General features: G+C 58.8%; 24 protein-coding genes. All 24 read left to right on the top strand.

Annotated elements, in window-relative coordinates:
* The first annotated feature begins 78 nt into the window (after positions 1-78).
* A complete protein-coding gene (gene mnmE, locus J3P85_RS29580; protein WP_434704408.1) occupies positions 79-1449 on the top strand; it encodes a tRNA uridine-5-carboxymethylaminomethyl(34) synthesis GTPase MnmE in 1371 nt (456 codons plus the stop codon).
* Between the two features lie 690 nt (positions 1450-2139).
* Positions 2140-4038 (top strand): tRNA uridine-5-carboxymethylaminomethyl(34) synthesis enzyme MnmG, encoded by a 1899-nt coding sequence (mnmG, locus tag J3P85_RS29575; protein WP_434704407.1) that lies wholly within the window; start codon positions 2140-2142, stop codon positions 4036-4038.
* 5 nt (positions 4039-4043) lie between these two features.
* The gene (rsmG, locus tag J3P85_RS29570; RefSeq protein WP_434706442.1) at positions 4044-4679 is read left to right on the top strand and encodes a 16S rRNA (guanine(527)-N(7))-methyltransferase RsmG; all 636 of its coding nucleotides are present in this window, start codon (positions 4044-4046) and stop codon (positions 4677-4679) included.
* 18 nt (positions 4680-4697) lie between these two features.
* Positions 4698-5495 carry a ParA family protein gene (locus J3P85_RS29565; protein ID WP_003187199.1) on the top strand — a complete coding sequence of 266 codons (798 nt, stop codon included), beginning with the start codon at positions 4698-4700 and terminating at the stop codon, positions 5493-5495.
* Between the two features lie 9 nt (positions 5496-5504).
* Entirely contained in the window at positions 5505-6377 is an 873-nt protein-coding gene (locus tag J3P85_RS29560; protein ID WP_053126822.1) for a ParB/RepB/Spo0J family partition protein, read from the top strand.
* A 148-nt stretch (positions 6378-6525) separates the two neighbouring features.
* Positions 6526-6933 carry a F0F1 ATP synthase subunit I gene (locus J3P85_RS29555; RefSeq protein WP_053126821.1) on the top strand — a complete coding sequence of 136 codons (408 nt, stop codon included), beginning with the start codon at positions 6526-6528 and terminating at the stop codon, positions 6931-6933.
* A 16-nt stretch (positions 6934-6949) separates the two neighbouring features.
* Positions 6950-7819, top strand: a complete 870-nt coding sequence (atpB, locus tag J3P85_RS29550) for a F0F1 ATP synthase subunit A (protein WP_039593180.1) — start codon at positions 6950-6952, stop codon at positions 7817-7819.
* Between the two features lie 131 nt (positions 7820-7950).
* A complete protein-coding gene (gene atpE / locus J3P85_RS29545; RefSeq protein WP_003097235.1) occupies positions 7951-8208 on the top strand; it encodes a F0F1 ATP synthase subunit C in 258 nt (85 codons plus the stop codon).
* 58 nt (positions 8209-8266) lie between these two features.
* Positions 8267-8737 carry a F0F1 ATP synthase subunit B gene (locus J3P85_RS29540; RefSeq protein WP_003187193.1) on the top strand — a complete coding sequence of 157 codons (471 nt, stop codon included), beginning with the start codon at positions 8267-8269 and terminating at the stop codon, positions 8735-8737.
* 12 nt (positions 8738-8749) lie between these two features.
* Positions 8750-9286, top strand: coding sequence for a F0F1 ATP synthase subunit delta (locus tag J3P85_RS29535; protein ID WP_003207094.1), 537 nt, complete (start codon positions 8750-8752; stop codon positions 9284-9286).
* A gap of 21 nt (positions 9287-9307) precedes the next feature.
* On the top strand, positions 9308-10852 hold the full coding sequence (atpA, locus tag J3P85_RS29530) for a F0F1 ATP synthase subunit alpha (RefSeq protein ID WP_003207093.1): 1545 nt from the start codon (positions 9308-9310) through the stop codon (positions 10850-10852).
* A 50-nt stretch (positions 10853-10902) separates the two neighbouring features.
* Entirely contained in the window at positions 10903-11763 is an 861-nt protein-coding gene (gene atpG, locus J3P85_RS29525; RefSeq protein WP_411386040.1) for a F0F1 ATP synthase subunit gamma, read from the top strand.
* Between the two features lie 27 nt (positions 11764-11790).
* Complete coding sequence (gene atpD / locus J3P85_RS29520) at positions 11791-13167, top strand: F0F1 ATP synthase subunit beta (protein WP_014340987.1); 1377 nt, start codon at positions 11791-11793, stop codon at positions 13165-13167.
* 45 nt (positions 13168-13212) lie between these two features.
* A complete protein-coding gene (locus J3P85_RS29515; protein ID WP_186706462.1) occupies positions 13213-13629 on the top strand; it encodes a F0F1 ATP synthase subunit epsilon in 417 nt (138 codons plus the stop codon).
* 124 nt (positions 13630-13753) lie between these two features.
* Positions 13754-15121: a bifunctional UDP-N-acetylglucosamine diphosphorylase/glucosamine-1-phosphate N-acetyltransferase GlmU gene (gene glmU / locus J3P85_RS29510; RefSeq protein ID WP_434704406.1), complete on the top strand. Its 1368-nt coding sequence runs from the start codon at positions 13754-13756 to the stop codon at positions 15119-15121.
* Positions 15122-15330: 209 nt separating this feature from the next.
* A complete protein-coding gene (locus tag J3P85_RS29505) occupies positions 15331-16107 on the top strand; it encodes a DeoR/GlpR family DNA-binding transcription regulator (protein WP_060739917.1) in 777 nt (258 codons plus the stop codon).
* Position 16108: 1 nt separating this feature from the next.
* The gene (glmS, locus tag J3P85_RS29500; RefSeq protein ID WP_434704405.1) at positions 16109-17941 is read left to right on the top strand and encodes a glutamine--fructose-6-phosphate transaminase (isomerizing); all 1833 of its coding nucleotides are present in this window, start codon (positions 16109-16111) and stop codon (positions 17939-17941) included.
* 692 nt (positions 17942-18633) lie between these two features.
* A complete protein-coding gene (locus J3P85_RS29495) occupies positions 18634-19605 on the top strand; it encodes a tripartite tricarboxylate transporter substrate binding protein (protein ID WP_434704404.1) in 972 nt (323 codons plus the stop codon).
* 76 nt (positions 19606-19681) lie between these two features.
* A complete protein-coding gene (locus J3P85_RS29490; RefSeq protein ID WP_434704403.1) occupies positions 19682-20155 on the top strand; it encodes a tripartite tricarboxylate transporter TctB family protein in 474 nt (157 codons plus the stop codon).
* Between the two features lie 9 nt (positions 20156-20164).
* Positions 20165-21685 carry a tripartite tricarboxylate transporter permease gene (locus J3P85_RS29485; protein ID WP_014340981.1) on the top strand — a complete coding sequence of 507 codons (1521 nt, stop codon included), beginning with the start codon at positions 20165-20167 and terminating at the stop codon, positions 21683-21685.
* 70 nt (positions 21686-21755) lie between these two features.
* On the top strand, positions 21756-22913 hold the full coding sequence (locus tag J3P85_RS29480; RefSeq protein WP_434704402.1) for an L-talarate/galactarate dehydratase: 1158 nt from the start codon (positions 21756-21758) through the stop codon (positions 22911-22913).
* A gap of 13 nt (positions 22914-22926) precedes the next feature.
* Entirely contained in the window at positions 22927-24360 is a 1434-nt protein-coding gene (locus J3P85_RS29475; RefSeq protein ID WP_434704401.1) for an FAD-binding oxidoreductase, read from the top strand.
* 132 nt (positions 24361-24492) lie between these two features.
* Entirely contained in the window at positions 24493-24954 is a 462-nt protein-coding gene (locus J3P85_RS29470; RefSeq protein ID WP_434704400.1) for a helix-turn-helix domain-containing protein, read from the top strand.
* A complete protein-coding gene (locus J3P85_RS29465; RefSeq protein WP_434704399.1) occupies positions 24947-26203 on the top strand; it encodes a type II toxin-antitoxin system HipA family toxin in 1257 nt (418 codons plus the stop codon). The genes J3P85_RS29470 and J3P85_RS29465 overlap by 8 nt, the downstream gene beginning before the upstream one ends.
* Positions 26204-26205: the final 2 nt, after the last annotated feature.

The raw sequence follows: 26205 nt of genomic DNA, 5'->3' as shown, positions 1-26205 counted from the left end.
TTGCTCTGTGGATAACCACACAAAACGCCCCCTAGTGGGGCGTTTTGCTATCTGCCACTTTTGTCTGGATACCGGTTTATGAGCACACCGCGTGAAACCATCGCCGCTGTTGCCACCGCCCAAGGTCGCGGTGGTGTCGGCATCGTCCGTATTTCCGGGCCGTTGGCCAGCGTCGCGGCCAAGGCCATCAGCGGCCGTGAACTCAAGCCGCGGTTCGCCCATTACGGCCCGTTTTTCAGTGATGATCAACAGGTGCTCGACGAAGGACTGGCCTTGTATTTCCCAGGGCCGAATTCGTTCACGGGCGAAGACGTGTTGGAACTGCAAGGGCATGGCGGCCCTATCGTGCTGGACATGCTGCTCAAGCGTTGCCTTGAACTGGGCTGCCGCCTGGCCCGGCCAGGGGAATTCAGTGAACGCGCCTTTCTCAACGACAAGCTCGACCTGGCCCAGGCCGAGGCGATTGCCGATTTGATCGAAGCCAGTTCCGCACAGGCCGCCCGCAACGCCTTGCGTTCCTTACAGGGAGCGTTTTCCCAGCGTGTGCATAACCTCACCGAACAATTGATCGGCCTGCGGATCTACGTCGAAGCCGCCATTGACTTTCCGGAGGAGGAAATCGACTTCCTCGCCGATGGCCACGTGCTGAGCATGCTTGATAACGTGCGGGATGAGTTATCCACAGTACTGCGCGAAGCCGGGCAGGGTGCCTTGTTGCGCGATGGTATGACCGTGGTGATCGCTGGACGGCCGAATGCCGGCAAATCCAGCCTGTTGAATGCCCTGGCCGGTCGCGAGGCGGCAATTGTCACCGAGATCGCCGGCACCACCCGGGACATCCTCCGTGAACATATCCACATCGACGGTATGCCGTTGCACGTGGTGGATACCGCTGGTTTGCGCGATACCGAGGACCAGGTGGAAAAAATCGGTGTTGAACGGGCACTCAAGGCCATTGGCGAAGCCGATCGGGTATTGCTGGTGGTGGATGCCACGGCACCGGAAGCTGACGATCCCTTTGCCTTGTGGCCGGAATTCCTCGAGGTGCGCCCGGATCCGGCGAAAGTTACCCTGATTCGCAACAAGGCCGATTTGACCGGGGAAGCGATTGCCCTCGACGTCAGTGATGACGGACACGTGACCATCAGCCTGAGCGCGAAGTCGGCGGGTGAAGGCTTGGAACTGCTGCGCGAGCATCTCAAGGCCTGCATGGGCTATGAGCAGACCTCGGAAAGCAGCTTCAGTGCCCGCCGGCGGCACCTTGAAGCGTTGCGCCATGCCAGCGCGGCCCTCGAACACGGTCGCGCGCAGCTGACCTTGGCAGGGGCTGGGGAGTTGTTGGCTGAAGATCTGCGCCAGGCGCAACAGTCCCTGGGGGAAATTACCGGCGCCTTCAGCTCCGATGACCTGCTGGGACGAATCTTTTCCAGCTTCTGCATCGGTAAATAATCCCACCGGACTGACGACGTACCCGTGGCGAGGGAGCTTGCTCCCGCTGGGTCGCGAAGCGGCCCCAAAAGCTGTCGAATGCGGAATATCTGATACACCGCACCCGCCGGTTTACGACTGCTTCGCAGCCGAGCGGGAGCAAGCTCCCTCGTCACAGGCCTATCGAGCGCAACACAAACCCGCTACCTCCTCTCTTTTTTGAACGGATTGCCCTTAATGGCGGCTTGCCTGTGGACGCTTCGGCGACCCTTGTCGGCGGTTTTCTGTGGATTAAGCCCTGTGAATAACTGCCATTGAGGTCGGTTGATAAACCGCCCTCAAAACTGGAGATAACCGCCTCTGTGGATAACCACCTCATTCATCCACAGGCTTACACCGGTTATCCAAGCCCCTCAGTGGCACATGACCACAGGGTTTTGAATCTCTGTACACATTGAAAATAAAGGTCTGTAGAACGTTATCCACAGATAGGGGGCTCAGTAAGAATAAACATAAAAACAAAGATTTTATAAATTTCTTTCTTTTTTATTTTTTTAACCGCGAGTTCTCCACAGCTGGTTAAATTTTGTGCAAAGGGTTCTTTAGAAAGGGCGAAGTCCCTATACTTGCCGACCTGGTTCGAAAAACGCCCAGGGCCAGACTCAAAACCTAATTCCGAATTACCTGAATAAAGCAGGCACGAGGTGCGTGGTGGATTTCCCTTCCCGTTTTGAAGTGATCGTCATCGGCGGCGGTCATGCCGGTACCGAGGCAGCACTTGCATCAGCACGCATGGGGGCAAAAACCCTGTTGCTGACGCATAACGTGGAAACCCTCGGCGCCATGAGCTGCAACCCCGCTATTGGCGGGATCGGCAAAAGCCACCTGGTCAAGGAGATCGATGCCCTTGGGGGCGCGATGGCCATGGCCACCGATAAGGGTGGTATCCAGTTTCGCGTATTGAACAGCCGCAAAGGCCCGGCCGTGCGCGCTACTCGCGCCCAGGCCGACCGAGTCCTCTACAAGGCCGCTGTCCGCGAAATCCTGGAAAACCAGCCGAACCTGTGGATATTTCAACAAGCGGCCGATGACCTGATCGTCGAGCAGGACCGGGTACGTGGTGTCGTCACACAGATGGGCCTGCGTTTCTTCGCCGATTGCGTGGTATTGACCACCGGGACCTTCCTCGGCGGACTTATCCACATCGGTTTGCAGAATTTTTCCGGCGGTCGCGCCGGTGATCCGCCGTCGATTGCTCTGGCTCACCGTCTGCGTGAGTTGCCATTGCGTGTCGGCCGCCTGAAAACCGGTACGCCACCTCGCATCGATGGCAAGTCCGTGGATTTCTCGGTGATGACCGAGCAGCCTGGCGATACACCGATCCCGGTGATGTCGTTCATGGGCAACAAGGAACAGCATCCACGGCAAGTCAGTTGCTGGATCACCCATACCAACGCCCGCACCCACGAAATCATCGCGGCGAACCTCGATCGTTCGCCGATGTACTCCGCTGCCGGTGAAATCGAAGGTGTCGGCCCGCGCTATTGCCCGTCGATCGAGGACAAGATCCATCGCTTTGCCGACAAGGAAAGCCATCAGGTGTTCATCGAACCGGAAGGTTTGACCACCCATGAGCTGTATCCGAACGGGATATCCACAAGCCTGCCGTTCGACGTGCAGTTGCAGATCGTGCAATCGATCCGTGGCATGGAGAACGCGCACATCGTGCGTCCGGGTTATGCGATCGAGTACGACTACTTCGATCCGCGCGACCTGAAGTACAGCCTGGAAACCAAGGTTATCGGCGGTTTGTTCTTTGCCGGGCAGATCAACGGCACCACCGGTTACGAAGAAGCGGGTGCCCAGGGTTTGCTCGCCGGCGCCAACGCCGCACTGCTCGCCAAGGGCAAAGAAGCCTGGTGCCCGCGCCGCGATGAGGCGTACATCGGTGTGCTGGTGGACGACCTGATTACCTTGGGTACCCAGGAACCGTATCGGATGTTCACCTCCCGCGCGGAATATCGCCTGATCCTGCGGGAAGACAACGCCGACCTGCGCCTGACCGAGAAAGGTCGCGAACTAGGGTTGGTGGATGACGCGCGCTGGGCCGCGTTCTGCCAGAAACGCGAAAGTATCGAGCTGGAAGAGCAGCGCCTGAAAAGCACCTGGGTGCGTCCCGGTACCGAACAGGGCGATGCCATCGCGGCGAAATTCGGCACGCCGCTGACCCACGAATACAATTTGCTCAATCTCTTGAGCCGCCCGGAAATCGATTACGCCGGGCTGGTGGAATTGACCGGCCAGGGCGCAGAAAATCCACAGGTCGCCGAACAGGTCGAGATCAAGACCAAATACGCCGGTTACATCGACCGCCAGCAGGACGAAATCGCCCGTCTGCGTGCCAGTGAAGACACCAGGCTGCCTGTGGATATCGATTACACCGGCATTTCCGGGTTGTCGAAAGAAATCCAGGGCAAGCTCGGTGCGACCCGTCCAGAGACCTTGGGCCAGGCTTCGCGCATTCCCGGCGTCACGCCGGCGGCGATTTCGCTGTTGATGATTCATTTGAAAAAACGCGGCGCGGGCCGCCAGTTGGAGCAAAGCGCTTGAGTTCGATGGTCACCTCGCAACACGCTGAAGAGTTATCCACAGGTGCCCGTCAGCTCGGTATCAGCCTGACCGAAGCCCAGCACGCCCAATTGCTGGGCTATCTGGCGCTGTTGATCAAGTGGAACAAGGCCTACAACCTGACCGCCGTGCGCGATCCGGATGAAATGGTCTCGCGGCATTTGCTCGACAGTCTCAGTGTCATGGCCTTCATCGAAAACGGTCGCTGGCTGGATGTCGGCAGTGGCGGCGGCATGCCGGGGATCCCGCTGGCAATCCTGTTTCCCGACTCGCAAGTGACCTGTCTGGACAGCAACGGCAAGAAAACCCGCTTCCTGACCCAGGTCAAACTCGAACTCAAACTGGATAACCTGCAAGTTATCCACAGCCGCGTCGAAGCGTTCCAGCCTGCCGAGCCGTTCAACGGGATCATCTCCCGGGCGTTCAGCAGCATGGAGAACTTCAGCAACTGGACTCGCCACCTGGGCGATACCAATACGCGCTGGCTGGCAATGAAGGGCGTTCATCCGGCCGATGAGCTGGTAGCATTGCCGGCAGACTTCCACCTCGATAGCGAACACGCCTTGGCCGTACCCGGTTGCCAAGGCCAACGCCATCTGCTGATACTGCGCCGCACGGCATGATTGGGAACACAAGCAAGAATGGCTAAGGTATTCGCGATAGCGAACCAGAAAGGTGGTGTGGGCAAGACCACCACCTGCATCAACCTCGCAGCATCCCTGGTCGCGACCAAGCGCCGGGTGCTGTTGATCGATCTCGATCCACAGGGCAACGCCACCATGGGCAGCGGTGTGGATAAGCATGGCCTGGAAAACTCCATCTACGACGTCCTGATCGGCGAATGCGATCTGGGCCAGGCCATGCACTTCTCGGAACACGGCGGTTATCAACTGCTGCCGGCCAACCGTGACCTGACGGCAGCCGAAGTGGTGCTGCTGGAAATGCAGATGAAGGAAAGCCGCCTGCGCAGCGCCTTGGCACCGATCCGGGAAAACTACGACTACATCCTGATCGATTGCCCGCCGTCGCTGTCGATGCTGACCCTCAACGCCCTGGTGGCCGCCGATGGGGTCATTATCCCCATGCAGTGCGAGTACTTCGCCCTGGAAGGGTTGAGCGACCTTGTGGATAACATCAAGCGCATCGCCGAACTGCTGAACCCGGAACTGAAGGTCGAAGGCCTGTTGCGGACCATGTACGACCCGCGCCTTAGCCTGATGAACGACGTTTCGGCCCAGCTCAAGGAACATTTCGGCGAGCAGCTCTACGACACCGTCATCCCGCGAAACATCCGTCTGGCCGAAGCACCGAGCTACGGCATGCCGGCCCTGGCCTACGACAAACAATCCCGTGGTGCGCTGGCTTACCTGGCCCTGGCGGGCGAGATGGTTCGCCGTCAGCGCCGCAACCCACGCACCGCTGCAGCCCAGCCAACTTAAGGAAACCCCATGGCCGTCAAGAAACGAGGTCTCGGACGTGGACTGGATGCACTGCTCAGCGGTCCGACTGTCAGCTCGCTGGAAGAACAGGCCGTGCAGGCCGACCAGCGCGAGTTGCAGCACCTGCCCCTGGACCTGATCCAGCGCGGCAAATACCAGCCGCGCCGGGACATGGACCCGCAGGCGCTGGAAGAACTGGCCCAGTCGATCAAGAGCCAGGGCGTGATGCAGCCGATCGTGGTCCGGCCGATCGCCAATGGCCGCTTCGAGATCATCGCCGGAGAACGTCGCTGGCGCGCCAGCCAGCAGGCCGGCCAGGAAACCATCCCGGCAATGGTCCGCGACGTCCCGGATGAAACGGCCATCGCCATGGCGTTGATCGAGAACATCCAGCGCGAAGACCTCAACCCGATCGAGGAAGCCGTGGCCCTGCAGCGCTTGCAGCAGGAATTCCAGCTGACCCAGCAACAAGTTGCCGAGGCGGTGGGCAAGTCCCGCGTGACCGTGGCCAACCTGTTGCGCTTGATTGCGTTGCCGGAAGTCATCAAGACGATGCTGTCCCATGGCGACCTGGAAATGGGTCATGCCCGGGCATTGCTCGGTTTGCCGGAAAATCAACAGGTTGAAGGGGCGCGACATGTTGTCGCACGCGGCCTTACTGTGCGCCAAACCGAGGCACTGGTTCGTCAATGGTTGAGCGGTAAACCCGCCCCTGTCGAAGCGCCAAAACCTGATCCGGATATCGCCCGTCTTGAACAGCGCCTGGCCGAGCGCCTGGGCTCTGCGGTGCAGATTCGCCACGGAAAGAAGGGCAAAGGGCAATTGGTGATTGGCTATAACTCTCTCGATGAGCTGCAAGGTGTTCTTGCGCACATTCGCTGAAACAATTGCTCTTGTAGCGCGCAGTCGGAAATCACTACCTGAAGGTTGAATAGGGGCAGAACCGCCCCTATACTCTGCGCGCATTTTGTCGGCACAAATTATGCCAAGTTATTGAATTATGGCGGCCGACTATTGGAGAGCAAAAGCGATGGAAACCCGCACGCCAAACCGCTTGCCGTTCCATCGTCTGGCAGTTTTCCCGGTTCTGATGGCTCAATTTACCGTCGTACTGATCGCCACATTGGCGCTCTGGCAATGGAAAGGAGTCGTCGCCGGATACTCAGGGCTTTGCGGAGGCCTGATAGCCTTGCTTCCCAATATTTACTTTGCTCACAGGGCCTTTCGGTTTTCCGGCGCCCGAGCAGCCCAGGCTATCGTCCGGTCTTTTTATGCCGGCGAGGCGGGGAAACTGATTTTGACGGCAGTGCTGTTTGCATTGACGTTCGCAGGTGTGAAGCCATTGGCGCCGCTGGCTGTATTCGGCGTCTTCGTGCTGACCCAACTGGTCAGCTGGTTCGCTCCCCTGCTAATGAGAACAAGACTTTCGAGACCTTAGGGCGTTTGAGGCAACCATGGCAGAGACAACCGCTTCGGGCTATATCCAGCACCACTTGCAGAACCTGACCTTCGGTCAGCTACCCAACGGCGGCTGGGGCTTCGCCCATACCGCAGCAGAAGCCAAGGAAATGGGCTTCTGGGCTTTCCACGTCGATACCCTCGGCTGGTCGGTCGCACTGGGCCTGATCTTCGTTCTTCTTTTCCGCATGGCGGCCAAGAAGGCGACTTCCGGTCAGCCAGGTGCACTGCAGAACTTCGTTGAAGTACTGGTCGAATTCGTCGATGGCAGCGTGAAAGACAGCTTCCATGGCCGCAGCCCGGTGATCGCACCGCTGGCACTGACCATCTTCGTCTGGGTGTTCCTGATGAACGCCATCGACCTGGTACCGGTCGACTGGATTCCTCAGTTGGCCATCCTGATCTCCGGCGATGCACACATCCCATTCCGCGCCGTGTCGACCACCGACCCGAACGCGACCCTGGGCATGGCGTTCTCGGTTTTCGCACTGATCATTTTCTATAGCATCAAGGTCAAGGGCATCGGCGGCTTCATCGGCGAACTGACCCTGCACCCGTTCGGCAGCAAGAACATCCTCGTTCAAGCCCTGCTGATCCCGGTGAACTTCCTGTTGGAATTCGTGACCCTGATCGCCAAACCGATTTCTCTGGCACTGCGTCTGTTCGGCAACATGTATGCCGGCGAACTGGTGTTCATCCTGATCGCTGTGATGTTCGGCAGCGGCCTGCTGTGGCTCAGCGGCCTGGGTGTAGTCCTGCAATGGGCGTGGGCTGTGTTCCACATCCTGATCATCACCCTGCAGGCGTTCATCTTCATGATGCTGACCATCGTCTACCTGTCGATGGCGCACGAAGAAAACCATTAAGGCCAGTCTCGACTAGTCTGATGTCCTTCCCGGTCAAACGGGAAGGAGCCCGAACCGGGCTGAGAAACGATTTGTTTTACCGCTTTAATCTAAAAAACCTAAACCATACGACGTAAAAGTCGGGAGGAAAGATGGAAACTGTAGTTGGTCTAACCGCTATCGCTGTTGCACTGTTGATCGGCCTGGGCGCACTGGGTACCGCAATTGGTTTCGGCCTGTTGGGCGGCAAGTTCCTGGAAGGCGCAGCGCGTCAGCCAGAAATGGTTCCAATGCTGCAAGTCAAAATGTTCATCGTGGCCGGTCTGCTCGACGCCGTGACCATGATCGGTGTTGGTATCGCGCTGTTCTTCACCTTTGCGAACCCGTTCGTTGGTCAAATCGCTGGCTAATTACTCGGATGTCTCGAGTAGATTGGTGTGATGGACAACGTAACTGCGAGGTGTTGGCGTGAACATTAATGCGACCCTGATTGGCCAGTCCGTTGCGTTCCTGATTTTTGTACTGTTCTGCATGAAGTTCGTATGGCCTCCGGTCATTGCGGCATTGCACGAACGTCAAAAGAAGATCGCTGATGGTCTGGACGCTGCCAGCCGTGCAGCTCGCGACCTGGAGTTGGCCCATGAGAAAGTGGGTCAGCAACTGCGCGAAGCGAAAGCTCAGGCAGCTGAAATCATCGAGCAAGCCAAGAAACGCGGTACCCAGATTGTCGACGAAGCCCGTGAACAGGCTCGCGTCGAAGCTGACCGTGTGAAGGCTCAGGCTCAAGCCGAGATCGAACAGGAACTCAACAGTGTCAAAGACGCGCTGCGTGCCCAAGTGGGTGCCCTGGCCGTTGGCGGTGCTTCGAAGATCCTGGGTGCCACAATCGATCAAAACGCGCACGCAGAGCTGGTTAACCAACTGGCTGCTGAAATCTAAGCGAGGGCGATCATGGCAGAACTGACCACGTTGGCCCGACCTTACGCTAAGGCGGCCTTCGAGCACGCTCAGGCCCACCAGCAACTGGCCAATTGGTCAGCCATGCTCGGCCTGGCTGCAGCGGTGTCGCAAGACGACACCATGCAGCGCGTGCTCAAGGCCCCGCGACTGACGAGCGCAGAAAAGGCCGCCACGTTCATTGACGTGTGCGGCGACAAGTTCGATGCCAAGGCACAGAATTTCATTCACGTCGTTGCCGAAAACGACCGTCTCCTGCTTCTGCCGGAGATCGCCACTCTTTTCGACCTGTACAAGGCCGAGCAAGAGAAGTCGGTAGACGTGGAAGTGACCAGTGCTTTCGCATTGAACCAAGAACAGCAAGACAAACTCGCCAAGGTTCTCAGTGCACGACTCAACCGGGAAGTGCGCCTGCAAGTCGAGGAAGACAAGTCCCTGATAGGGGGCGTTGTAATCCGCGCCGGCGACCTGGTTATCGATGGCTCGATTCGCGGCAAAATCGCGAAACTTGCCGAAGCATTGAAATCTTGAGTTTGAAGGGGCAGCAGAGCAATGCAGCAACTCAATCCTTCCGAAATAAGTGAAATTATCAAGGGCCGCATCGACAAGCTCGATGTGACCTCCCAAGCCCGTAACGAAGGCACTGTCGTCAGCGTATCTGACGGTATCGTGCGGATTCACGGTCTGGCCGACGTCATGTACGGCGAGATGATCGAGTTTCCGGGCGGCGTCTACGGTATGGCCCTCAACCTGGAGCAAGACTCCGTAGGTGCCGTTGTACTGGGTTCCTACCAGTCGCTGGCCGAAGGCATGAGCGCCAAGTGCACCGGCCGCATCCTCGAAGTTCCGGTTGGTAAGGAACTGCTGGGTCGTGTCGTCGACGCACTGGGTAACCCTGTTGACGGCAAAGGTCCGCTGAACAACACCGAGACCGACGCGGTCGAGAAAGTTGCTCCTGGCGTGATCTGGCGTAAGTCGGTAGACCAGCCTGTACAGACTGGCTACAAGGCTGTCGATGCCATGATCCCTGTCGGCCGTGGCCAGCGTGAGCTGATCATCGGTGACCGTCAGATCGGTAAGACCGCTCTGGCGATCGACGCGATCATCAACCAGAAGAACAGCGGCATTTTCTGCGTCTACGTAGCCATTGGTCAGAAGCAATCGACCATCGCCAACGTGGTTCGCAAGCTGGAAGAAAACGGCGCCCTGGCCAACACCATCATCGTGGCGGCCAGCGCATCGGAATCTCCTGCGCTGCAGTTCCTGGCACCGTACTCCGGTTGCACCATGGGCGAATACTTCCGCGACCGCGGTGAAGACGCGCTGATCGTTTATGACGATCTGTCCAAGCAGGCAGTGGCTTACCGCCAGATCTCCCTGCTGCTGCGCCGTCCACCAGGCCGTGAAGCCTACCCAGGCGACGTGTTCTATCTCCACTCCCGTCTCCTGGAGCGCGCATCCCGCGTTTCGGAAGAGTACGTAGAGAAGTTCACCAACGGCGCAGTGACCGGCAAGACCGGCTCCCTGACCGCTCTGCCGATCATCGAAACCCAGGCTGGCGACGTTTCCGCGTTCGTTCCGACCAACGTGATTTCCATCACCGACGGTCAGATCTTCCTGGAATCGGCCATGTTCAACTCCGGGATCCGTCCTGCTGTGAACGCCGGTGTTTCGGTATCCCGTGTGGGTGGTGCCGCTCAGACCAAGATCATCAAGAAGCTGTCCGGTGGTATCCGTACCGCCCTGGCCCAGTATCGTGAACTGGCGGCATTCGCCCAGTTCGCTTCTGACCTGGACGAAGCGACCCGTAAGCAACTTGAGCATGGTCAGCGCGTTACCGAGCTGATGAAGCAGAAGCAATACGCACCAATGTCGATCGCTGACATGGCGCTGTCGCTGTATGCCGCTGAGCGTGGGTTCCTGACTGACGTTGAAATCGCCAAGGTCGGCAGCTTTGAACAAGCGCTGATTGCTTACTTCAACCGCGATCACGCCGACTTGTTGGCCAAGATCAACGTGAAGGGTGACTTCAATGACGAAATCGACGCTGGCATGAAAGCCGGTATCGAGAAGTTCAAGGCCACCCAAACCTGGTAAGCCGCAGCGGGAGTCGCAAGGCTCCCGCTTGCTAACCTGATAGGTGTTACATGGCAGGCGCAAAAGAGATTCGCAGTAAGATTGCGAGCATCAAAAGCACGCAAAAAATTACCAGCGCCATGGAAAAAGTGGCGGTCAGCAAAATGCGCAAGGCTCAAATGCGCATGGCTGCTAGCCGCCCTTATGCGGAGCGCATCCGCCAGGTTATTGGTCATCTGGCCAACGCCAACCCGGAATATCGCCACCCGTTCATGATCGACCGTGCCATCAAGCGCGTCGGTTACGTCGTGGTGAGCAGTGACCGTGGTCTGTGTGGTGGCTTGAACACCAACCTGTTCAAGGCCCTGGTCAAGGACATGGCTGTAAACCGCGAACAAGGCGTCGAGATCGATCTGTGCGTGATTGGTAGCAAGGGTGCGGCTTTCTTCCGCAACTTCGGCGGCAACGTCGTCGCTGCTATCAGCCACCTGGGTGAAGAGCCGTCGATCAATGACCTGATCGGCAGCGTCAAGGTGATGCTGGATGCTTACCTGGAAGGCCGGATTGACCGTCTTTCCGTGGTATCCAACAAGTTCATCAACACCATGACGCAACTGCCAACCGTGGAGCAATTGGTCCCACTGGTGGCGACCCCGGAACAGGAACTCAAGCACCACTGGGACTACCTCTACGAACCGGATGCCAAGGAGCTGCTCGACGGCTTGATGGTCCGCTACGTGGAGTCGCAGGTCTACCAGGCGGTGGTCGAGAACAACGCAGCTGAACAAGCGGCGCGGATGATCGCGATGAAGAACGCTACCGACAACGCCGGTGATTTGATCAGCGATTTGCAGCTGATCTACAACAAGGCGCGTCAGGCTGCGATCACCCAAGAGATCTCGGAAATCGTCGGCGGCGCTGCCGCGGTTTAACGGTTCAAATATTCAGAGGATCCAGCTATGAGTAGCGGACGTATCGTTCAAATCATCGGCGCCGTTATCGACGTGGAATTCCCACGCGACAGCGTACCGAGCATCTACAACGCGCTGAAAGTACAAGGCGCGGAAACTACCCTGGAAGTTCAGCAGCAGCTGGGCGACGGCATCGTTCGTACCATTGCGATGGGTTCTACCGAAGGCTTGAAGCGCGGTCTGGACGTTGTCGACTCTGGCGCTGCCATCTCCGTACCGGTCGGTAAAGCGACCCTGGGCCGGATCATGGACGTCCTGGGTAACCCGATCGACGAAGCGGGTCCGATCGACACCGAAGAGCGCTGGGGCATTCACCGTCCTGCGCCATCCTTCGCTGAACAGGCGGGCGGCAACGACCTGCTGGAAACCGGCATCAAGGTTATCGACCTGGTTTGCCCGTTCGCCAAGGGCGGTAAAGTCGGTCTGTTCGGTGGTGCCGGTGTAGGCAAGACCGTAAACATGATGGAACTGATCCGTAACATCGCCATCGAGCACAGCGGTTATTCCGTGTTCGCGGGTGTGGGTGAGCGTACTCGTGAGGGTAACGACTTCTACCACGAGATGAAGGATTCCAACGTTCTGGACAAAGTGGCACTGGTCTACGGCCAGATGAACGAGCCGCCGGGAAACCGTCTGCGCGTAGCCCTGACCGGCCTGACCATGGCCGAGAAGTTCCGTGACGAAGGTAACGACGTTCTGCTGTTCGTCGACAACATCTACCGTTACACCCTGGCCGGTACCGAAGTTTCCGCACTGCTGGGCCGTATGCCTTCGGCAGTAGGTTACCAGCCGACCCTGGCTGAAGAGATGGGCGTTCTGCAAGAACGTATCACTTCGACCAAGGAAGGTTCGATCACTTCGATCCAAGCGGTATACGTACCTGCGGATGACTTGACCGACCCGTCGCCAGCGACCACCTTCGCCCACTTGGACGCCACCGTCGTTCTGTCCCGTGACATCGCTTCCCTGGGTATCTACCCAGCGGTTGACCCACTGGACTCGACTTCGCGCCAGCTGGACCCGAACGTGATCGGCCAGGAGCACTACGACACCGCTCGCGGCGTACAGTACGTGCTGCAGCGCTACAAAGAGCTGAAGGACATCATTGCGATCCTGGGTATGGACGAGCTGTCGGAAGCCGACAAGCAGTTGGTATCCCGCGCTCGTAAGATCCAGCGCTTCTTGTCGCAGCCGTTCTTCGTGGCTGAAGTCTTCACCGGTGCCTCGGGTAAATACGTTTCCCTGAAAGACACCATTGCTGGCTTCAAAGGCATCCTCAACGGTGACTACGACCACCTGCCAGAACAAGCGTTCTACATGGTCGGCGGCATCGAAGAAGCGATCGAGAAAGCCAAGAAACTGTAATCCCGGCGCCCGGCAACGGGCGCTAATTTAGGTTGAGGCAATCAGATGGCTATGACAGTCCATTGCGATATCGTCAGTGCGGAAGGGGAAATCTTCTCCGGTCTGGTCGAGATGGTGATTGCGCATGGTGAGCTGGGGGATCTTGGTATCGCTCTGGGTCACGCACCGCTGATCACTAATCTGAAACCGGGTCCGATCCGCTTGATCAAGCAGGGCGGGGAAGCCGAGGTGTATTACATCTCCGGCGGTTTCCTCGAGGTTCAGCCGAACATGGTCAAGGTCCTTGCCGACACTGTGCAACGTGCTGCCGACCTGGACGAAGCCTCCGCTCAGGAGGCCGTCAAGGCCGCCGAGAAGGCCCTGCACGAGCGAGGCGCGGAGTTCGACTACGGTTCTGCTGCTGCACGTCTGGCAGAAGCCGCAGCCCAGCTGCGTACGCTTCAGCAGATCCGCAAGAAGTAAGCGGCTAAGCCGTCTGCTTTCTGTGCGATTGATTAAAAAGGGTAGCCTCGGCTACCCTTTTTTCTTTTTCCCGACATTCATTACCTGGTCGCAGCCGCTGACCACCCAGGATTGGTAGCCAGTCATGTCTCTTGAAATCGTTATCCTCGCGGCCGGCCAAGGCACCCGCATGCGTTCGGCGTTGCCCAAGGTCTTGCACCCGATCGCCGGCAATTCCATGCTCGGTCATGTTATCCACAGCGCCCGGCAACTTGATCCACAGCGCATTCACGTGGTGATCGGCCATGGTGCCGATGCGGTGCGCGAGCGCCTGGCGGCGGATGACCTGAATTTCGTCCTGCAGGACAAGCAACTGGGCACTGGCCATGCCGTGGCCCAAGCCGTGCCGTTCATCACGGCCAATACGGTGCTGATTCTCTACGGCGATGTGCCGCTGATCGAAGTCGAGACCTTGCAGCGCTTGCTCAAGCACGTCGCGCCACAGCAGTTGGGTTTGCTGACCGTCGAACTGGATGATCCCACCGGTTATGGCCGCATTGTGCGCAACGCCGACGGCCAAGTGACGGCAATCGTCGAGCAAAAAGACGCCAACGAAGCCCAGCGCGCGATCACCGAGGGCAACACCGGTATTCTCGCGGTGCCGGCCGAGCGCCTGGGTGATTGGATGAGTCGTCTGTCGAACAACAATGCCCAAGGCGAGTACTACCTGACCGATGTGATTGCCATGGCCGTTGCCGACGGTCTGGTCGTCGCCACCGAGCAGCCGCTGGACGCCATGGAAGTGCAGGGCGCCAACGATCGCCGACAACTGGCCGAGCTGGAGCGCCACTACCAGCTGCGCGCCGCCCGCCGCCTGATGGCCCAAGGCGTGACCCTGCGCGACCCCGCCCGTTTTGACGTACGCGGTGAAGTCAGCGTAGGTCGCGACGTGGTCATCGACATCAACGTCATTCTCGAAGGCAAGGTCGTTATCGAAGACGACGTGATCATCGGCCCGAACTGCGTGATCAAGGACAGCACCCTGCGCAAAGGCGTGGTGATCAAGGCCAACAGCCATCTCGACGGCGCGGTTATGGGCGAAGGCAGCGATGCCGGCCCGTTTGCCCGCTTGCGGCCAGGCTCGGTGCTGGAAGCCCGGGCCCATGTGGGTAACTTCGTCGAGCTCAAGAACGCTCATCTGGGCGAAGACGCCAAGGCTGGCCACCTGACCTACCTGGGTGACGCTGAAGTCGGTGCGCGGACCAACATCGGCGCCGGCACTATCACCTGCAACTACGATGGCGCCAACAAGTGGAAAACCGTTCTAGGCGAAGATGTTTTTATCGGTTCCAACAACTCCTTGGTAGCGCCTGTGGATATCTCCAATGGTGCAACCACGGCCGCCGGGTCCACCCTGACCCAGAATGTGGATAACGGCCAATTGGCAGTCGGACGCGCCCGCCAGCGCAACATCGACGGCTGGAAGCGACCAGAGAAAATCAAGAAGCCCTGAAGTTATCCACAACCTCCTGTGGGAGCGAGCTTGCTCGCGATAGCGGTGTATCAGGTAAAGCAGCTTTGCCTGACCTGGCCCCTTCGCGAGCAAGCTCGCTCCCACAGTGATTTAAGGAGTTTCTGAATTTTTCTGCTGGCGCCTTGACGATACCGCTGCAATAGGTTTTGATTGCTTACGTTATCTTTCGAATCGAAACTTAAGCCGCCATGTCGAAACGCAACACGCCACAGCGCCGTCACAACATCCTTGCTTTGCTCCAAGAGCAGGGCGAGGTCAGTGTGGATGAGTTGGCCAAGCGCTTCGAAACCTCGGAGGTTACGATTCGCAAGGACCTTGCCGCCCTGGAGACCAATGGCCTGCTGCTGCGTCGCTACGGTGGCGCGGTGCCGATGCCGCAGGAGTTGGTGGCCGATAACGGGCAAACCGTCTCCAAGTACAAACTCGCCATTGCCCGGGCCGCTGTGAAGCGGATCCGCGAACATGCGCGGATCATCATCGACAGCGGCAGCACCACCGCCGCCATGATCCCTCAACTCGGCCAACAGCCGGGCCTGGTGGTGATGACCAATTCCCTGCATGTCGCCAATGCCTTGAGCGAACTGGAGCACGAACCGGTGCTGTTGATGACCGGCGGTACCTGGGACCCTCACTCCGAGTCGTTCCAGGGGCAGGTGGCCGAGCAAGTGCTGCGTTCCTACGATTTCGACCAGTTGTTCATCGGCGCCGACGGCATCGATCTGGTTCGAGGTACCACCACCTTCAACGAATTGCTGGGCTTGAGCCGTGTGATGGCTGAGGTGGCCCGGGAAGTGATCGTGATGGTGGAGGCCGACAAGATCGGCCGCAAGATCCCCAACCTGGAACTGCCGTGGAGCAGCGTCCATACCCTCATTACCGATGATCGCCTGCCCGTAGAGGCCCGCGATCAGATTCAGGCCCGCGGCATTACCGTGATCTGCGCGCCTGTCAGCCAGGAGAAGTAGCATGTGTGGAATTGTCGGCGCCGTTGCTGAACGCAACATCACTGCCATCTTGCTTGAAGGTCTCAAGCGTCTCGAATACCGCGGCTACGACAGCGCGGGTGTAGCGGTGTTCACCCAAGACGAGAAGCTCGAGCGCATGCGTCGCCCAGGCAAGGTCAGCGAGCTGGAACAGGCGCTGGACGCCGAACCGCTGCTCGGTCGCCTGGGCATCGCTCACACCCGTTGGGCCACCCATGGCGCGCCATGCGAGCGTAACGCTCACCCGCATTTCTCCGGCGACCTGGCGGTGGTGCACAACGGCATCATCGAAAACCATGAAGCCCTGCGTGAACAGCTCAAGGCGCTCGGTTATGTGTTCACTTCGGACACTGACACTGAAGTCATCGCCCATCTGCTCAACCACAAGCTCAAGGACCTGGCAGACCTGACTGTCGCCCTCAAGGCCACCGTCAAGGAACTGCACGGTGCCTACGGCCTGGCGGTCATCAGCGCGAAACAACCCGATCGCCTGGTGGCGGCCCGCAGCGGCAGCCCCTTGGTCATCGGCCTGGGCCTGGGGGAAAACTTCCTCGCTTCCGATCAGTTGGCGCTGCGCCAGGTCACCGACCGCTTCATGTACCTGGAAGAAGGCGACATCGCCGAGATTCGCCGCGACAGTGTGCAGATCTGGGACCTGGATGGCAAAAGCGTGGAACGTGAAACCGTCCAGTACCGCGACGGGGCCGAAGCCGCCGACAAGGGCGAGTTCCGCCACTTCATGCTCAAGGAAATCCATGAGCAACCGGCCGTGGTGCAACGCACCCTGGAAGGCCGCATGAGCCAGAGCCAGGTGTTGGTCCAGGCGTTCGGTCCACAGGCGGCCGAGTTGTTCGCCAAGGTCCGCAACGTGCAGATCGTCGCCTGCGGCACCAGTTACCACGCCGGCATGGTCGCCCGTTACTGGCTGGAAGAGCTGGCCGGTATTCCGTGCCAGGTCGAAGTCGCCAGCGAGTTCCGTTATCGCAAAGTGGTGGTGCAACCCGACACGCTGTTCGTCACCATTTCCCAATCCGGCGAAACCGCCGACACCCTGGCTGCCCTGCGCAACGCCAAGGAACTGGGTTTCCTCGCCAGCCTGGCGATCTGCAACGTCGGTATCAGCTCGCTGGTGCGGGAGTCGGATCTGACGTTGCTGACGCAGGCCGGCCGTGAGATCGGCGTGGCGTCGACCAAGGCGTTCACCACGCAACTGGTGGGCCTGCTGTTGCTGACATTGTCCCTGGGCCAGGTCCGCGGCACGCTGGGCGAGGGCGTCGAGGCCAAGCTGGTGGAAGAACTGCGTCGCCTGCCGGCCCGCCTGGGCGAAGCCTTGGCCATGGACAGCACCGTGGAAAAAATCGCCGAGCTGTTCGCCGAGAAGAACCACACCCTGTTCCTGGGCCGTGGTGCGCAATTCCCGGTGGCGATGGAAGGAGCCTTGAAACTCAAGGAAATCTCCTACATCCACGCCGAGGCCTACCCGGCCGGCGAGCTCAAGCACGGCCCGCTGGCGCTTGTGGATAACGACATGCCTGTCGTCACCGTCGCGCCGAACAACGAGCTGCTGGAAAAGCTCAAGTCCAACCTGCAGGAAGTCCGCGCCCGTGGCGGCCAGTTGATTGTCTTTGCCGACGAGAAGGCCGGCATGACCAACGGCGAAGGCACCCACGTGGTGCACATGCCGCACATCCACGACATCCTGTCGCCGATTCTCTACACCATCCCGCTGCAGTTGTTGTCGTACTACGTCGCCGTGCTCAAGGGCACCGATGTGGACCAGCCGCGTAACCTGGCGAAATCGGTCACGGTCGAGTAAGGCCGGAGCGCGGGCCAGGGAGCTAGCCTGTCGGCTAGGATCCGAAACGCTCTAAAACCAACCCCCTGAAATTCAGGGGGTTTTTTATTGGGGCAAATAAACTTCAAGAGAGCGGGGCACATGCTGGCATCTATGTGGCTGGGCTACCGCTATCGCGAGCAAGCTCGCTCCCACATTGGATTTTCGGCAGCCACAAAATGCACCTACGCCGCGGAACCCTGTGGGAGCGAGCTTGCTCGCGATGAGGTCGGCACACCGACATCACCGCAAACCGACGCACCGCTTTCGCGAGCTTCAGGCCGACTTCGCCCAAGGAGCAACGATTCGATACGCCTGGTTCACCCGCCCTGTTCGTCGTATTCATGCGAGCCGCTGAACAACTGCGTTGACAACGTGAGGCATAGGTGATGATATCGAGTCATACGACAACGTATGACATCAAAAATAATAAAAACGAAAGGCGCAGTCATGTTTTCTACATTTGCCGCCCAGCGAATTTGCAGTCCATCGGCCCCACGCGTTATCGCCGTGCGCCAGCCATCTTATTTACCTTCCGAAAAACCCTGCCCCCCAGTGCAGTCGAATTCCACGATCTCAACGCTCAATCAATCTCGCCTGGCGTTAGTGCTGGGCCTGTTCGTTTCCTGCTCAACTTCAAACCCACAATGAATGGCTGTACCCGGAGAACAATAATGAAGAAAACACTCTGCGCCTCTTTGATCGCCTCGTTCCTGAGCCTGACCGCCGGCACGGCAATGGCCGCCGACGCAAGCAATTGGCCAAGCCGTCCGGTACAGGTCGTAGTGATCGCCAACGCTGGCGGTGACACTGATTTCAACGCACGGATGATGGCCAAGTACTTCACCAAGGTCACTGGCAAGACCATGGTGGTCACCAACATGGCCGGTGGGGGCGGCACCATCGCCGCCGATGCGGTCAAGAGCGCAGCGCCGGATGGCAATACCATCCTGTTCACTCACACCGGCCAGTTGATCGTCAACGAGGTCGCAGGGCTGTCCGAAGACCGTTTCGATGCGTTCGATATTTCCTGCATCGCTGGCGTCGACAAGGGCGCGGTGTTCGTCTCGGCGAAAAGCTCGGGCATCGACAGCCTCGACCAGTTGATCGAGAAGGCCAAGGCCAAGCCGGGCACCATCACCTACGGCACCGAGATGGGCAACTTCTCGCACCTGCAAGGCTTGATGTTCGAGAAGCTCGCCGGCGTGAAACTGAAAATGGTCGACAGCGGCACCGTCTCGGAAAAAATCGTTGCCTTGCTGGGCAAGCGCATCGACCTTGGCGCCATCAGCTATGGCTCGGTCCAGGACTACATTTCCAGCGGCAAAATGACCGCCCTGGGCCAGCCTAACGCCGAGCGCAACGCGCTGCTGGGCGACGTCAAGACCTTCAAGGAACAAGGCGTGGACCTGGTCCTGGACAAGCCTTACGTCGTCGCTTTCCCGAAAGGCACCGACCCGGCCATCGTCAGGAAAATGGCCGACACCATGAAGAAAATCACCGAAGAGCCGGAATATGCCGAAGAACTGAAGAAGTCCTTCAAGCAGCCGGTCAGCTTCCAGGGCCCCGAAGAAGCCGTTGCTACGTTGAACAAAACCCGCGACAGCTTCATGCAGTTCAAGGACGAGATGCGTAAAGCCAAATAATTTTGCGTAACGGTTCGGGTGCGCGCCGCGCTGGCCAGCACCCGACAACCTGTCCTTCCCAGCAAGAGGAGCCTGTATGGATTCCTATAAAAGAAACGAGTTGATCGCCGGCCTGGCCATGCTCGGCGCCGGCATCGCTTACCTGATATTGACCATGAACCTGCCGCGTCGTGGGACGGTCGATGCCGCATTTGTCCCTTGGGTGCTCGCCGTGGCGTTGTGCCTGTTGGGTGCGTTGCAGTTGTGGGCCTGGCGAAAGCTGCCGGACAAAAGTGCCGAACCGGCGGAAAAGCCCGAGGCGATCGATTACCCAACGGTCATCAAATCCGTGGCATTGGTGCTGCTTTATACGGCGCTGATGGAGCCGGTGGGTTTCGTGATCACCACTGTGCTTTATCTCTATGCCCAGTTCATCGTACTCACTCCGGCGGATGAAAAGGTCAAGCACCTGCGATACGCGCTGATCGCGGTCGTCTCGTCTGTCCTGATCTTTTACATCTTTCGTCATGGCTTCGACTTGCTCCTGCCTGTCGGTTTATTGGATTTCTAGGGGACGGCCATGATTGAGCTCATGCAAACAGGCTTCGCAGCCGTACTGACACCCTACGTTTTTCTGCTGATCACCCTTGGCGTTGCGGTGGGGATCGTTTTTGGCGCGGTGCCCGGCCTCTCGGCCACCATGGCGATCGCGCTGTGCTTGCCGCTGACATACTCGATGGGCCCCGGGCCTGGCCTGGCGCTGTTGGTTGCGCTGTTCGTTGGCGCCACCTCGGGAGGGCTGATATCGGCGATATTGCTCAACATACCGGGAACGCCGGCCTCCATCGCGACGACGTTCGATGGTTGGCCGCTGATGAAACAAGGTCATGGCGTCAAGGCCCTTGGCATTGGCGTGGTGTTCTCGTTCCTCGGCACTATCTTCAGTATCGCCGCGCTGATGTTCATCGCCCCGATCCTGGCGGAACTGGCCCTGAGCTTTGGCCCGCACGAATACTTCTCCATCGCGATCTTTTCGCTGACGTTGATTGCCACGCTGTCCACCGGCTCGCTGGTCAAAGGCTTGTTTGCCGGTGCCTTGGGCTTTGCTTTCTCCACCGTGGGGATCGCCCCGGTCGAGGCGATCCGTCGGTTCACCTTTGACCTGCCGAGCCTCAACGGCGGCTTCGCCATGCTCACGGTCATGATCGGTATGTTCGCGGTCGCCGAAGTGCTGAAGTTCGCGGAAAGCGCGCGCCTGAGCCATCGGGCCAAACCCCAGCACGTCAGCATGAAAGGCGTGAAAGGTTTTGGTTTTTCGATGAAGGAATTCGTTGGCCAGTTGCCCAACGCCACTCGTTCATCGCTGATCGGCCTGGGCATCGGCATCCTGCCCGGCATCGGTGCCGGTACGTCGAATATCGTCTCCTACATCGTGGCGAAGAAACGTTCCAAGACCCCGGAGGAATTCGGCAAAGGCAAGATCGACGGCGTGGTCGCCAGCGAGACGGCGAACAATGCCGGTATTGGCGGTGCGATGATTCCCCTGCTGACGCTAGGTATTCCTGGCGACACCACCACGGCGGTGATGCTCGGTGGTTTCATGATCCACGGCATCCAGCCCGGGCCTCTGCTGTTCATCAGCCAGGCACCGTTGGTCTATACGATCTTCGCCGCGCTGATCCTCGCTTCCGTGCTCATGCTGGTGCTGGAGTTCTACGGCCTGCGCATGTTCATCAAGTTGCTGGCGGTGCCCAAGCACATTCTGTTGCCGATCATCCTGGTGCTTTGTGTGGTCGGCGCTTTTGGCCTGAACAGCCGGATCTTCGACGTCTGGGCGGTGCTGCTGTTTGGCTTGCTGGGGTATGGGTTCGTCAAGGCCGGTTTGCCGATTGCACCGTTCATCATCGGTTTCATCCTCGGTCCGATGGCTGAAACCAATTTGCGTCGCGGCTTGATGCTGTCCGATGGCAATTTCGGCGGCTTCCTGACCAATCCCATCTCGGCGGGCTTCCTAATCCTGGCCGCCGCGTCCATCTCCTGGCACTTGGTGACGGTCATTCGCAACCGCAAAAGTGCGGCGATTGAATTGATGCGCAGCTAGCCCACTGCATTCGCTGCTGTAACACGACGCCGTGTTGCAGCAGCCGAACCCAAACGTTCGGAGCACAGTCATGCAAGACACGCCTCAAACGCCTTCGGCCGACGACGACCGCATTGCCTGGGTGCGCGTGGCCTCGGTCTTCCTGCCGTTGGCCAACCCCATCAGCGACGCCAAGGTGTTGACCGGTCGGCAAAAGCCAATGACCGAAATCGCCATTCTGTTCGTGGAAATCGAAACCAGGGACGGCCACCGTGGCCTGGGGTTCAGCTATTCCAAGCGCGCCGGTGGCCCCGGGCAATTTGCCCATGCCCAGGAAGTCGCCCCCAGCCTGCTTGGCGAAAACCCCAGCGACATTTCCAAGCTATGGGACAAGCTCTGCTGGGCAGGTGCCTCGGTGGGACGCAGCGGCCTGGCAACCCAGGCGATCGGTGCGTTTGATGTCGCCTTGTGGGATTTGAAAGCCAAGCGGGCCAATCTTTCCCTGGCTCGCTTGCTGGGTGCCCATCGCGATTCTGTCCAGTGCTACAACACATCGGGTGGATTCCTGCATACACCGCTTGATCAATTAATGATCAATACTGACCTCTCTCGGGAGAAGGGTATCGGCGGGATCAAGCTCAAGGTCGGCCAGCCTGACCAGGCGCTGGATCTGCACCGGGTCAGCACCATCCGCAAACACCTGGGGGATGACTTCCCTTTGATGGTCGACGCCAACCAGCAATGGGACCGGCCCACTGCGCAGCGCATGTGCCGACGCCTTGAGCCGCTCAACCTGGTCTGGATCGAGGAACCGCTGGATTGCTACGACGCCGAAGGTCATGCCGCGCTGGCGCAGCAATTCGATACGCCGATCGCGACCGGTGAAATGCTCACCAGCGTTGCCGAGCACTGGGAATTCATCAAGCTGCGTGCGGCGGATTATCTGATGCCCGACGCGCCTCGTGTCGGTGGCATCACCCCTTATCTCAAGGTCCAGGCATTGGCCGAGCAAGCGGGGCTGATGATCGCGCCGCACTTTGCCATGGAATTGCACATCCATTTGGCCGCCACTTACAGCCGCGAGCCTTGGGTGGAACATTTCGAATGGCTGGAGCCGTTGTTCAACGAACGCATGCAAACCCGCGATGGACGCATGTTGGTGCCCACCCGGCCTGGCCTTGGGCTGTCCTTGAGCGAGCGCGTGGCGGGCTGGACGGCCGGTCAGGCCGAGTTCGGGCAACGTCCGTAATCGGAGAAGAGGGATGCCATCGTTGAGCGATGAAGTGCTCCAGCGGATCGAGCAAGTGGTCGGGCAGGCAGGGTTGGTGCGCGACCCTGACCTGATGCACCGCTATCTGACGGACTGGCGTAACGCCTATCAAGGCCGGGCTGCGTTGGTGGTGCGCCCGGCAACGACCGAAGAAGTCGCCGAGGTTGTCCGCATCTGCCATGACGCCCAGGTTGCCTTGGTGCCGCAGGGCGGCAACACCGGGTTATGTGGCGGCTCGATCCCTGATGCCTCCGGCAACCAGGTGGTGTTGTCCTTGACCCGTATGCGGCGCATCCGTGAAATCGACCTGGCCAATGAAACCATCACGGTCGAGGCCGGGGTGATCCTGCAGCAGCTACAGGACGCCGCCAGCCAGGCCGGTCGCCTGTTCCCGCTGTCGTTGGGGGCGGAGGGCAGTTGCACGGTGGGCGGCAATCTGGCGACCAATGCCGGCGGCACGGCGGTGCTGCGCTACGGCAACATGCGTGAGCTGACCCTCGGGCTGGAAGTGGTGCTGCCTGACGGTCGTGTCTGGAATGGCTTGCGAGGCTTGCGCAAGGACAACACCGGTTACGATCTCAAGCATTTGTTCATCGGCTCGGAGGGCTCGCTGGGCATCATCACGGCGGCGGTGCTGAAACTGTTTCCGGCGACCCACAGCACCGCGACAGCCTGGGTGGCGCTGCCTTCGCCGCAAGCGGCGGTGGACTTGATCGGCCATGTGCGCAGCCTGTGCGCCGACCGCCTGACGGGCTTCGAGATGATGTCGCGCCAGAGCCTGGAGTTTGTCCTGGACCATGTGGCGGGTTGTACGGATCCCTTGGAAGCGAAGCACCCTTGGTATGCCTTGATAGAACTGCGCGACACAGTGCCCGACGCGCCCTTGGCCCTGTTGCTGGAAAACGGCCTGGCCCATGCTTTCGAATGCGGTTGGGTCATCGACGCGGTATTGGCCAGCAGCCAGGCACAGGCCGCGGCGTTGTGGGCGCTGCGCGAAGGTATTTCCGAGGCGCAAAACCATGAAGGCCCCAGCCTCAAGCACGACATCAGCGTGCCCGTGAGCCGGATACCGGAATTCATTGAATGCACCGACGAAGCCCTGCAACAGGACTTTCCCGGCGTGCGCATCGTTTCCTATGGCCACATGGGCGACGGCAACCTGCACTACAACATCAGCAAGCCAGTTGGCGATGAAGACGCCTCGTTCAAGGCCCGCGAACACGCGATCATGCAGATCATCTACCGGATGACCAGTGCCTTCAATGGCAGCATCAGTGCTGAACATGGGCTGGGACAAGCCAAGCCCCATGCCGCAGCCCAGTTCAAGGACCCGCTGGAGATCGAGCTGATGCGCGCCATCAAACGCACGCTGGACCCGGCGGGGCTGATGAACCCCGGCAAGGTCTTTACTGCCGGGCTGGAGTGATTGAAAGTATTAATCAATTTTTCCGCAGTAAATGAAAAAATACTTTCATATATGTCAATTTTCCTAGCCTCTACTATGGATGCCTATGCTAGTATTTTTTCAAATTAACGAAGAAATTGAAAAAATACTGACATGCCAAAAAAAACAGCACCTCTCATGCCATCAACTGACCGGCTCCTGCGCCAGTTTGGCGAACGGATCGAGCTGGCTCGTAAGCGCCGTAAGATAACTGCGGCGCAAATGGCAGCACGAGCGGGTATGAGCGCACCCACGTTGAGGGCGCTGGAGAGTGGCAGTCCTGCTGTGACCATCGGCGCTTATGTGTCGGTGTTAGTAGTCTTGGGTTTGGAGAAGGATCTTGAGTTGCTCGCACGCACGGATGAGTTAGGCCGTGATCTGCAAGATTCTGAATTGAAGAGGCGCTCCACAGTCGAGCACATCAAGCCGAAGGCACAGCTGCCTGGTCAGTTTCATCGAGATAACTTGATCAGCATCTCAGCGGAAGAGAACCTCGCTATGTCGAGTGCCACCGTCAGTCGGAGCCAGACAAGCTCTGAACTGGCCAAGAAGCTTCTAGGGGACGACGATGCCTGAAAGGATTTTCGTCTACGCAGACTGGAATGACACAGCACCGGTACTGTTAGGAACCCTTCATTCCCGAAGATTGGCAGGATCCGAACGTATGGAGTTCGAATACGCGCGGGCTGTCCTTCAAACCATTCACACTCGAATCGCGATCGATCCTCGGATTCAGCCTTACGAAGGACGGCAATATCCAGCAAGAAACTGCTTTGGGTGGGTATCGGATTCATCGCCTGATCGATGGGGGCGACTGCTCATGGATCGTCGATTGGAGCGAGACAAGAGAGCAGGAGTCGTACCGCAGGACGCACGGTTATTTGATTCGGACTATCTCATCGGTGTTCATGACGCCTACCGGGTAGGGGGGCTGCGTTTCAAGGTTGCGGAAGAGGAAGCGTTCCTTGACGACCATGTGGAACAAGCCGCCCCACCGATGGCCCGTATGCGTGAGCTTGAAGAGGCTTCGCGTCGATTTGAAGCTGGAGAGGACCGGGGGCCCGATGGTCAGGACTGGATTCGAATGCTCATTGCTCCTGGTGGCTCACTGGGTGGAGCAAGACCCAAGGCAAGTGTAGTAGACGACGATCAAGCCCTCTGGATAGGGAAGTTCCCCAGTAATAGAGACACCCACGACGTGGGAGGGTGGGAGATGGTCGTCAATACATTGGCCCAAGGCTGTGGGCTAAATGTTGCTGAAGGAAAAGCGCAACGGTATGCGAGTGAGCATCACTGTTTCATGGTCAAGCGCTTTGACAGAACAGCCAAGGGTGGGCGATTTCACTTTGCTTCAGCGATGACCCTGACGGACCACCAGGATGGTGATGGGCATGAGACAGGGGCGAGCTATCTGGAAATTGCAGAGGTGTTGGTGAGGGAGGGGGCAGCTCCCGACGTGGATCTTCCCGAGCTTTGGCGAAGAGTTGTCTTCAACATGCTGGTTTCGAATACTGACGATCATCTACGCAACCATGGTTTCCTGTTGGAGCCAGGACGCGGTTGGCGTCTTTCGCCTGCATATGACATGAACCCTGTCCCCGGTGACACTGGCTTGAGGCTCAACGTTTCAGAGGCAGATAACGCCATAGACCTGGACTTGGCAATGAGCGTGGCCGGCTATTTCCGCGTTTCTGTCGACGATGCCAGACAAACCATCGAGAGGTTCCAGGGCGTCGTCAGGAAATGGCCCAAGGTTGCGCGCTATCTTGGAATCTCAGGCAATGAACAGGAGAGGATGGCGCCAGCATTCGCGCTTGCCCGCTAAGC

It is taken from the genome of Pseudomonas sp. Z1-12, assembly GCF_051132015.1.
GTDB lineage: Bacteria > Pseudomonadota > Gammaproteobacteria > Pseudomonadales > Pseudomonadaceae > Aquipseudomonas > Aquipseudomonas zanjanensis.
Note: the sequence above shows the minus strand (reverse complement) of the source record. Positions and strands in the feature narration are given on the sequence as shown.

What these genes read in the sequence shown, in the direction of transcription:
- J3P85_RS29565 (WP_003187199.1), top strand. Translation starts at nt 4,698, where the DNA reads ATGGCTAAGGTATTCGCGATAGCGAACCAGAAAGGTGGTGTGGGCAAG.
- J3P85_RS29555 (WP_053126821.1), top strand. Translation starts at nt 6,526, where the DNA reads ATGGAAACCCGCACGCCAAACCGCTTGCCGTTCCATCGTCTGGCAGTT.
- J3P85_RS29560 (WP_053126822.1), top strand. Translation starts at nt 5,505, where the DNA reads ATGGCCGTCAAGAAACGAGGTCTCGGACGTGGACTGGATGCACTGCTC.
- atpA (WP_003207093.1), top strand. Translation starts at nt 9,308, where the DNA reads ATGCAGCAACTCAATCCTTCCGAAATAAGTGAAATTATCAAGGGCCGC.
- J3P85_RS29535 (WP_003207094.1), top strand. Translation starts at nt 8,750, where the DNA reads ATGGCAGAACTGACCACGTTGGCCCGACCTTACGCTAAGGCGGCCTTC.
- glmU (WP_434704406.1), top strand. Translation starts at nt 13,754, where the DNA reads ATGTCTCTTGAAATCGTTATCCTCGCGGCCGGCCAAGGCACCCGCATG.
- J3P85_RS29495 (WP_434704404.1), top strand. Translation starts at nt 18,634, where the DNA reads ATGAAGAAAACACTCTGCGCCTCTTTGATCGCCTCGTTCCTGAGCCTG.
- J3P85_RS29490 (WP_434704403.1), top strand. Translation starts at nt 19,682, where the DNA reads ATGGATTCCTATAAAAGAAACGAGTTGATCGCCGGCCTGGCCATGCTC.
- mnmE (WP_434704408.1), top strand. Translation starts at nt 79, where the DNA reads ATGAGCACACCGCGTGAAACCATCGCCGCTGTTGCCACCGCCCAAGGT.
- J3P85_RS29475 (WP_434704401.1), top strand. Translation starts at nt 22,927, where the DNA reads ATGCCATCGTTGAGCGATGAAGTGCTCCAGCGGATCGAGCAAGTGGTC.
- atpE (WP_003097235.1), top strand. Translation starts at nt 7,951, where the DNA reads ATGGAAACTGTAGTTGGTCTAACCGCTATCGCTGTTGCACTGTTGATC.
- atpB (WP_039593180.1), top strand. Translation starts at nt 6,950, where the DNA reads ATGGCAGAGACAACCGCTTCGGGCTATATCCAGCACCACTTGCAGAAC.
- atpG (WP_411386040.1), top strand. Translation starts at nt 10,903, where the DNA reads ATGGCAGGCGCAAAAGAGATTCGCAGTAAGATTGCGAGCATCAAAAGC.
- J3P85_RS29515 (WP_186706462.1), top strand. Translation starts at nt 13,213, where the DNA reads ATGGCTATGACAGTCCATTGCGATATCGTCAGTGCGGAAGGGGAAATC.
- J3P85_RS29505 (WP_060739917.1), top strand. Translation starts at nt 15,331, where the DNA reads ATGTCGAAACGCAACACGCCACAGCGCCGTCACAACATCCTTGCTTTG.
- glmS (WP_434704405.1), top strand. Translation starts at nt 16,109, where the DNA reads ATGTGTGGAATTGTCGGCGCCGTTGCTGAACGCAACATCACTGCCATC.
- J3P85_RS29465 (WP_434704399.1), top strand. Translation starts at nt 24,947, where the DNA reads ATGCCTGAAAGGATTTTCGTCTACGCAGACTGGAATGACACAGCACCG.
- J3P85_RS29480 (WP_434704402.1), top strand. Translation starts at nt 21,756, where the DNA reads ATGCAAGACACGCCTCAAACGCCTTCGGCCGACGACGACCGCATTGCC.
- rsmG (WP_434706442.1), top strand. Translation starts at nt 4,044, where the DNA reads ATGGTCACCTCGCAACACGCTGAAGAGTTATCCACAGGTGCCCGTCAG.
- J3P85_RS29470 (WP_434704400.1), top strand. Translation starts at nt 24,493, where the DNA reads ATGCCAAAAAAAACAGCACCTCTCATGCCATCAACTGACCGGCTCCTG.
- atpD (WP_014340987.1), top strand. Translation starts at nt 11,791, where the DNA reads ATGAGTAGCGGACGTATCGTTCAAATCATCGGCGCCGTTATCGACGTG.
- J3P85_RS29485 (WP_014340981.1), top strand. Translation starts at nt 20,165, where the DNA reads ATGATTGAGCTCATGCAAACAGGCTTCGCAGCCGTACTGACACCCTAC.